The sequence below is a fragment of the Candidatus Bartonella washoeensis Sb944nv genome (assembly GCF_000278135.1).
Taxonomy (GTDB): Bacteria; Pseudomonadota; Alphaproteobacteria; order Rhizobiales; family Rhizobiaceae; genus Bartonella; species Bartonella washoeensis.
On record NZ_JH725025.1, the window covers coordinates 10,846 to 17,943 of the forward strand.

At 40.5% G+C, this 7,098-nt stretch carries 9 protein-coding genes and 4 pseudogenes; 11 read left to right on the forward strand and 2 right to left on the reverse strand.

Annotated elements, in window-relative coordinates; all coding sequences use genetic code 11:
• The first annotated feature begins 55 nt into the window (after positions 1–55).
• The 10 genes and pseudogenes from MCQ_RS06520 (at position 56) to MCQ_RS06565 (ending at position 4,891) form a co-directional block, all read left to right on the forward strand.
• The gene (locus tag MCQ_RS06520; RefSeq protein WP_181461095.1) at positions 56–532 is read left to right on the forward strand and encodes a hypothetical protein; all 477 of its coding nucleotides are present in this window, start codon (positions 56–58) and stop codon (positions 530–532) included.
• Positions 529–933, forward strand: a complete 405-nt coding sequence (locus MCQ_RS06525) for a hypothetical protein (RefSeq protein WP_006924318.1) — start codon at positions 529–531, stop codon at positions 931–933. Before MCQ_RS06520 ends, MCQ_RS06525 begins: the two co-directional genes overlap by 4 nt.
• A gap of 137 nt (positions 934–1,070) precedes the next feature.
• Positions 1,071–1,325: pseudogene (locus tag MCQ_RS06530) on the forward strand (hemagglutinin repeat-containing protein); the annotation flags it as partial.
• A gap of 27 nt (positions 1,326–1,352) precedes the next feature.
• Positions 1,353–1,712 carry a hypothetical protein gene (locus MCQ_RS06535; protein WP_006924320.1) on the forward strand — a complete coding sequence of 120 codons (360 nt, stop codon included), beginning with the start codon at positions 1,353–1,355 and terminating at the stop codon, positions 1,710–1,712.
• A gap of 122 nt (positions 1,713–1,834) precedes the next feature.
• On the forward strand, positions 1,835–2,302 hold the full coding sequence (locus MCQ_RS06540) for a hypothetical protein (protein WP_244595366.1): 468 nt from the start codon (positions 1,835–1,837) through the stop codon (positions 2,300–2,302).
• Positions 2,299–2,715, forward strand: a complete 417-nt coding sequence (locus tag MCQ_RS06545) for a hypothetical protein (protein WP_006924322.1) — start codon at positions 2,299–2,301, stop codon at positions 2,713–2,715. Before MCQ_RS06540 ends, MCQ_RS06545 begins: the two co-directional genes overlap by 4 nt.
• On the forward strand, positions 2,703–3,317 hold the full coding sequence (locus tag MCQ_RS06550; RefSeq protein ID WP_006924323.1) for a hypothetical protein: 615 nt from the start codon (positions 2,703–2,705) through the stop codon (positions 3,315–3,317). The genes MCQ_RS06545 and MCQ_RS06550 overlap by 13 nt, the downstream gene beginning before the upstream one ends.
• Entirely contained in the window at positions 3,314–3,724 is a 411-nt protein-coding gene (locus MCQ_RS06555; RefSeq protein ID WP_006924324.1) for a hypothetical protein, read from the forward strand. Before MCQ_RS06550 ends, MCQ_RS06555 begins: the two co-directional genes overlap by 4 nt.
• 49 nt (positions 3,725–3,773) lie before the next feature.
• The gene (locus MCQ_RS06560) at positions 3,774–4,493 is read left to right on the forward strand and encodes a hypothetical protein (protein ID WP_006924325.1); all 720 of its coding nucleotides are present in this window, start codon (positions 3,774–3,776) and stop codon (positions 4,491–4,493) included.
• Entirely contained in the window at positions 4,490–4,891 is a 402-nt protein-coding gene (locus tag MCQ_RS06565) for a hypothetical protein (RefSeq protein ID WP_006924326.1), read from the forward strand. The genes MCQ_RS06560 and MCQ_RS06565 overlap by 4 nt, the downstream gene beginning before the upstream one ends.
• A 99-nt stretch (positions 4,892–4,990) precedes the next feature.
• Here MCQ_RS06565 and MCQ_RS06570 read toward each other — a convergent pair.
• Both MCQ_RS06570 and MCQ_RS09685 read right to left on the reverse strand, forming a co-directional pair.
• Positions 4,991–5,191, reverse strand: a pseudogene (locus MCQ_RS06570) (helix-turn-helix transcriptional regulator).
• 219 nt (positions 5,192–5,410) lie between these two features.
• A pseudogene (locus MCQ_RS09685) lies at positions 5,411–6,545 on the reverse strand (tyrosine-type recombinase/integrase).
• A 178-nt stretch (positions 6,546–6,723) separates the two neighbouring features.
• Between MCQ_RS09685 and MCQ_RS06585 the strand changes: the two are divergent.
• Positions 6,724–7,008, forward strand: a pseudogene (locus tag MCQ_RS06585) (hypothetical protein); the annotation flags it as partial.
• Between the last annotated feature and the right edge of the window lie 90 nt (positions 7,009–7,098).

The following is a 7,098-nucleotide window of genomic DNA, read 5'->3' on the forward strand; positions in this document are numbered from 1 at the left end:
GTAGAGTTCGGGATAGCGGCTTATCAGAAGTTTCTGGAAGGTAAACTTTTTTGGATTGACCAATTCAACACAAGAAGCACAGAATCTGATGAATGGCTATGGCAACACGGGGTTAGAACTTTACGGCCATAGCCGTGGTGGCATGACATTGGGGAATATGCTGTATTCTTTCAAACAAAAAGGAGTGCACGGGATAGCTGACAATACAACTATCAATCTTTTTGGACCAGCTTATAATGCTCAAGATATGGCAAATACGCTAAATTATGTAAGTGATGGCAAGCAGGATTATGTAAATTTGGAAAATCATAAATATGACTTTGTTGGCGGGGTGATTGGTGGCAACCCTGCTACTTTCTCCAAGGTACTTGCTGGTAGTAACTGGTGGAAAGAAACATGGAAAATATTTACGACTTATCCTAGTGTCCACGCTTGTTATGGAAATGCGGATCTAGCATGTAGGCGTGCTTATGGAAATTCTTATAAGCACCGCCAAAAAATATATTCAAATAAATCAGGGAGGAAAAAATGAAACAAACCTTAAAATTATTGAGTGGGATCATGCTGTTAACTATCGCTGGGTGTAACATTGATAAACCTCCTCCGGGGTATCTAAGTATGTGGGAGAAGCCAGGAGCAGACTTTACTGAGGTAGGAAAAGCATTATTAGAATGTGGCATGCCAACTCCTTATGATGTCGATCCAGAAAACAGAAAGCTTAGTATCAATGCAATAGAAACAATTCATGGCTGTATGATTCAATCAGGATTCCACTATAAAGATAAATGGGGGGGAGGATGGTGTGAGAATTTTAAAGAGGAAAACTTACCGATTTGTCGTCCAGGCGCTGTGATCCCAAGGCGCAGTGTCAAAAAGCGCTTAAATAGCCCTTTTTGTAAAAAGCATCCAGAACAATATGAATGCTATCCTTAAGTCTTGCAGCTGGTTGATCAACACTCCGCCATCCTTGCCTTTGCTTGGAATGGCGGGATTGTTTCCTCAATCTCACTATCAGCAATACTACACTCATCTTAACAGGTGAACCTGACTAGAGGGCAAATATTATCACGCAATCAGACAAAGAGATCACAATCACTGCTTCTCATATGTTTGCAAATGAAGATATTCATGTAACAGCGGAACATGTGATGATTGATGATATGACAGATCATCATAGCAGCCATTCACAGGAGCATGAAACGGGTTTCGGTGTAGGATCAGGCAAGGGCTTTGTGTCGGTATACGGGAGTGAGGGAAAAACGCAAAATGAAGAGAGTTTTGAACATCAAGGCTCTTCTTTGAATGCGGATGGCACTCTCAACATCAAAGAAACCCATTGAAGGAGGGGAAGAATGAAAAAAATCTTAAAACTATTGAGCGGTTTAGCGTTTTTAAGCACAGCTGGGTGTGTTAACTCAATTACCTCACTTTCACCAGAATTATGGAGAAAGAAAATACTTTTAGAATGTGGAGTACCGGATTTTGATAAGGTTGTGGCGCTAGATTTGAATCAATTCGCCAGTATTGAAATGTGTATGGCGCAATCAGGTTTTCGCCCTAGCTTTACAATACAAGGTTGGTGTGAGAATCATAAAGCCGATAACCTTCCCATTTGTCGTCCTGGTGCAGTGATGCCTCAAAGAAGTGTTGAGAGACGCTTAAATAGCCCTTATTGTAAAAAGCATCCAGAACAACTTGAATGCAAGCCTTAAGTCTTGCAGCTGGTGATGAGCAAAATCCCTTTATTTTACAGTCTTCCTCCAAGCTAAAGACTGGGAGGTAGAGTTCGGGATAGCGGCTTATCAGAAGTTTCTGGAAGGTAAACTTTTTTGGATTGACCAATTCAACACAAGAAGCACAGAATCTGATGAATGGCTATGGCAACACGGGGTTAGAACTTTACGGCCATAGCCGTGGTGGCATGACATTGGGGAATATGCTGTATTCTTTCAAACAAAAAGGAGTGCACGGGATAGCTGACAATACGAATATCAATTTCTATGGATCAGCCTTTAATGCTTTAGTTGCATCCGCTCTTTTAACTTATGTGAGTGATGGCAAACAAACCACTGTTGGCATCGATGGGTATAGATACGACTTTGTAAGCAGATGGATTGGTGGCAATGGCTATACCTATGGGACAGCGCCTGCTGATAACTGGTGGAAAGAAACATGGAAAATGTTCTCAGATCCTCGCAACGCTCATACTTGTTTGGGGAGTGCGGATGATGTGTGTACAGCGCGCTATGGCTCATCCCATTTAGAACAAGTTCCTTCAAGTAAATCATGGAGTAAAAAATGAAACAAACTCTAAAATTATTGAGTGGTGGAATATGGCTATTGAGTATAGCTGGATGTTACTTAGGTACACCTTCTACATCATCTTTGAATGCGTGGGAGAAGCCTGGTGCAGATTTTACTGAGGTAGCAAAAGCATTGTTAGAATGCGGAAAGCCAACTCCTTATGATATTGATCCAGAAAACAGAAAGCAGAGCATCAACGCTAAAGCAACAATTTATGCTTGCATGCTTCAAGCTGGTTTTCGCTATAAAGATGAAGAGGTGTGGAGGCAGGGGGGATGGTGTTATACTTTTAAAGAGGAAAACCTACCGATTTGTCGTCCAGGCGCTGTGATCCCAAGGCGCAGTGTCAAGAAGCGCTTAAATAGCCCTTTTTGTAAACAGTATAAAAACAGTCGCAAATGTCAGCCTTAAGTCTTGCTTGTGATGAGCAAAATCCTCTTTATTTTACAGTCTTCCCCCAAGCTGAAGACAAGCTCGTAGAGTTGGGGGTAGCGATTTATGAGTATTTTGGGGGATGGAGCAATTCGAGCAAGAAGTTCCAGGATTTTATCTATCGTTATGGCAATGACAAGGCTCGTGTTAATGCGCATAGCCGGGGTAGCTTGACAGTGGGCAATGGATTGCATGACTTTGAACAGCATGGCATCCACGGTATAGCAAAAAAAACAGATATCTATCTTTTTGGACCAGCTTATAATGCTCAAGCTATGGCAAATACGCTAAATTATGTAAGTGATGGCAAGAAAGATCATGTTTATTTACAAAACCATCTATTTGATCCCATTGGTATAGGATTTGGTCACAACCCACCTACCGCTTATAAGGTACCCTTGAAGTTCCCCTATGTATTATACCCACCAGCAATTCCAATGAGAGAGATAGAGGGAGCGCTAGCAGGTCACGATCCTAGTACCCATAATTGTTATGGTAATGCGCGTGATGTGTGTACAAGACGCTATGGATCATTTACTTTTAAAAAAGTTCATTCGACTAGAACAGGGAATAAAAAATGAAACAAATCTTAAAATTATTGAGCTTGCTCATTCTATTAAATATCACTGGATGTGATATTGAAAACATTGATAAACCTGCTCCAGCGTACTTGAGTATGTGGGAGAAGCCTGGAGCAGACTTTACAGAGGTAGGAAAAGCCTTATTAGAATGTGGAATGCCAACCCCTTATGATGAAGATTCAGAAAATAGAAAGGTAAGCATTAATGCAAAAGCAACAATTTATGCTTGCATGATCCAAGCAGGATTCCGCTATAAAGATAAATGGGGGGGATGGTGTTATACTTTTAAAGAGGAAAACCTCCCGATTTGTCGTCCAGGCGCTGTCATTCCGCAAAGAAGTGTTGAGAAACGCTTAAATAGCCCTTTTTGTAAACAGTATAAAAACAGTCGCAAATGCCAGCCTTAAGTCTTGCTTGTGATGAGCAACACTCCGCTATCCGTACTTTCCGCTTGGAATGGCGGGATTGTTTCCTCAATCGCATTATTTAACAGCTGAGGAAAAGGAACACTTGCAAGCTGGTTCTGATGGCAAGGTCCATGTTTCGTTCAATGGCATCTTTACACCACCAGAGGAGGCAGCTGTTTATGCAGAACAACATGCTAAAAATCAAAATGAACCGCTTTATTTTGTTGTTTTCCCCGAAGCTGACTCAGCAATATCAGAGCTGATGGTTGCAGGCTATCAGAAGTTTATGGAAAATAACTTTTGGGGTTTGACCAATTCAACACAAGAAGCACAGAATCTGATGAATGGCTATGGCAACACGGGGTTAGAACTTTACGGCCATAGCCGCGGTGGCATGACATTGGGGAATATGCTGTATTCTTTCAAACAAAAAGGAGTGCACGGGATAGCTGACAATACGAATATCAATTTCTATGGATCAGCCTTTAATGCTTTAGTTGCATCCGCTCTTTTAACTTATGTGAGTGATGGCAAACAAACCACTGTTGGTTTGGAAAATCATAAATATGACTTTGTTGGCGGGGTGATTGGTGGCAACCCTGCTACTTTCTCCAAGGCACCTGCTGGTAGTAACTGGTGGAAAGAAACATGGAAAATGTTCTCAGATCCTATAAATGTTCATACTTGTCTTGGAGATGCGAGTTACAAATGCCAAAAGTTTTATGGTTCATCTAATCGAGTAAAAGTCCCTTTAAGGAGCAAAAAATGAAACAAATCTTTAAATTATTAAGTACTGTAACTTTGTTTAGTATAGCCGGATGTCAATTTAACAAACCTCCTCTAGGAGAGATAGCTACGTGGGAGAAGCCTGGTGCAGATTTTACTGAGGTAGGAAAAGCATTATTAGAATGTGGTATGCCAACTCCTTATGATACCGATCCAGAAAGCAGAAAGCTCAGCTACAATGCAATAGCAACTATAGAAGCTTGTATGATTCAAGCTGGTTTCCGTGATAAAGTGGGGGGGGGGACTTGGTGCGAGAATCATAAAGCCGAAAACTTACCGATTTGTCGTCCAGGCGCTGTGATCCCAAGGCGCAGTGTCAAGAAGCGCTTAAATAGCCCTTATTGTAAAAAGCATCCAGAACAACTTGAATGCAAGCCTTAAGTCTTGTTTTAGCAGAGAATGCCTTGAATTTTCACCATACCAAGCTTCAGGTTGATAAGCTTAAGAAAGCCTTGTCAATTCTTATGTGACAAGGTTTTTTTATGCCGCGTCACTTTGACGTTGCATTTTTGCTTTTTCAATTACATCCATCAAATCCGATTGTAATCAACGCGATAAAAAACCAAATTTTAAAGGCTTTGGTAAAGATCCATTGGTGACATGACGGCGGAATGTTGAAACACTTATATGCAATAATTTTGCACTTTCACGGTCTGTAAGAAGAACATCATTTTCAGTCATAACTTATCCTTTCATTCTAAAAAACAGAAACAAATCAATAACTATTTATTAACCATATTTTGGAATCATTAGAAAGTAATTTTATTCATAAAAAACAGTGTTTTATGATGTATTTTCTTATTTGAAACTTTATGAGTCTTATTGAGATGAATTGAGAAAAAAGGGAGAAAAAGTTATCCACAGATAATGAAGGAAAGATGGGGTACAAGCCCCCATCTTTTAAGATTGCTCCGTGACATAAGCCGTCCATTTATCCATAAAAACACGGCGTTGTTCTAGATAGTCAGTACGACGGTAGGCACGCTCTACTTTACCACTGGCCTTATGACCTAGAATGGTTTCTGCTACCTCAAAAGGGGCATCGGTTGTTTCTGCTAGCCAATCGCGTAAACTAGACCGAAATCCATGAGGGTAGGTATCAAGTCCAATTCTTTTCATGTAGTTTGACATGCATTAAAAAAGAAATCATTGCGAGAAAGAAGGCGCGCTTGTTTCAAAATTTCCAATGCCTCTGATGATAAAGGCACGCGAAATTCTGTTGTGGTATCATGCCTTCCTTTCATATTCTCAGCAGGGATGGTCCATATATTCCCATCAATCTGATCTTTATTAATATGACGCAAAGGATTTGTACGAACACCTGTAAGAATAAGCAGACGTAAAGCTAGTTGTGTCATGGTTGGTGTTTTGCAAAGTGTTTGATAAAAAGCTGGTATATCTTTCCAATCCATTGCTGGTAAATTTTGCGTTTTATGGCGTTGTTTACCTAACAAAGCGCGTGCTTTTTCTGCTGCCTGTAAATCAACATCCAATCCCAATGCAGCAGCATGTTTGAGACAGAGATTGAGACGTATCAGTGCTGTGTTAGCTGTTGCAGCTTTTGTATGCAAAATGGGGGCAAGGGTATTGCGTATATCGGTTTGTGTAATCTCTGAAACCGGTAGACAGCCTAATTGGGGGAGAATATGAAGTTTTAAAGGTAAAAACCATACACCATCTTTACCATCATTTTTTAATTCAGCTTTACGACTTTCAAAAGCATCCACAGCAATGTCTTTTAAGTAGTGGAGGTTACGCATTGCCTCACGCTTTTGTTTTTCACGTTCTTTAATGGGGTCACGCCCCTCACGAAGAACAGAACGCCATTGAGTTGTCAATTCACGGGCTTTTTTAAAAAGAGAAATTTCTTAGCACCCAAGCCCATCTCACAACGCCGCCCGTGTATGGTATAATGATAAATCCATTGAGCACCACCATCTTTAAGCTTATGAAGGAGCAAGCTGGCACCATCATTATATTTGCCAGCCCCCAATGTTGCGACAGCTCTTGCATTAAGACGATTCATAAGAGGCATTTTTACTCCTTTCTAAATGGTTTTTTATCCACACGATAATCCCACTTGTGATGTGCAAGGAGATGGTTTTGATTGATTCAAAATGAAATGATTTGAGATGAGAGAATCTTACAATATTCGGGACTCTTATTCAATATGCAAAACAGTAAATTATCATTTTAAATCAATATCTTGTCTTTTTCAAAAGATCCATGACAAACGTGGAGCAAGGAGTTCTGGAGCGATTGCCTGTTTTGGTAGTGATGCCTTTTTTGCTGGTGATGGTGGTTTTTATCAGATTGGTTCGGATGGACAGCTTTTTCCGATCGGCTTTGAAAAGGTTGACCGAACGGTGTTCAGCAATTTTGATAAGCTTGCCCTTGATGAGATGCAAGGGGTGATAGACCTTGTCTATAATCGTGTTTACTGGTCTTTGAAGAGGAGCAATAACCAGCAAACAACCTTTGTTTATGATTGGGGAGTGTGATTTCAGTTTTCACGCCGTTTCTTGTTGCGTCGGGGAAAAAACAATTGCAGTTGAAAAAAGGAACACACATTACTTTATCATTAGCAA

Excerpts from the sequence above, each read along its gene's own strand:
- MCQ_RS06525 (WP_006924318.1), top strand. The coding sequence starts at position 529 with ATGAAACAAACCTTAAAATTATTGAGTGGGATCATGCTGTTAACTATC.
- MCQ_RS06535 (WP_006924320.1), top strand. The coding sequence starts at position 1,353 with ATGAAAAAAATCTTAAAACTATTGAGCGGTTTAGCGTTTTTAAGCACA.
- MCQ_RS06545 (WP_006924322.1), top strand. The coding sequence starts at position 2,299 with ATGAAACAAACTCTAAAATTATTGAGTGGTGGAATATGGCTATTGAGT.
- MCQ_RS06550 (WP_006924323.1), top strand. The coding sequence starts at position 2,703 with ATGTCAGCCTTAAGTCTTGCTTGTGATGAGCAAAATCCTCTTTATTTT.
- MCQ_RS06555 (WP_006924324.1), top strand. The coding sequence starts at position 3,314 with ATGAAACAAATCTTAAAATTATTGAGCTTGCTCATTCTATTAAATATC.
- MCQ_RS06560 (WP_006924325.1), top strand. The coding sequence starts at position 3,774 with ATGGCGGGATTGTTTCCTCAATCGCATTATTTAACAGCTGAGGAAAAG.
- MCQ_RS06565 (WP_006924326.1), top strand. The coding sequence starts at position 4,490 with ATGAAACAAATCTTTAAATTATTAAGTACTGTAACTTTGTTTAGTATA.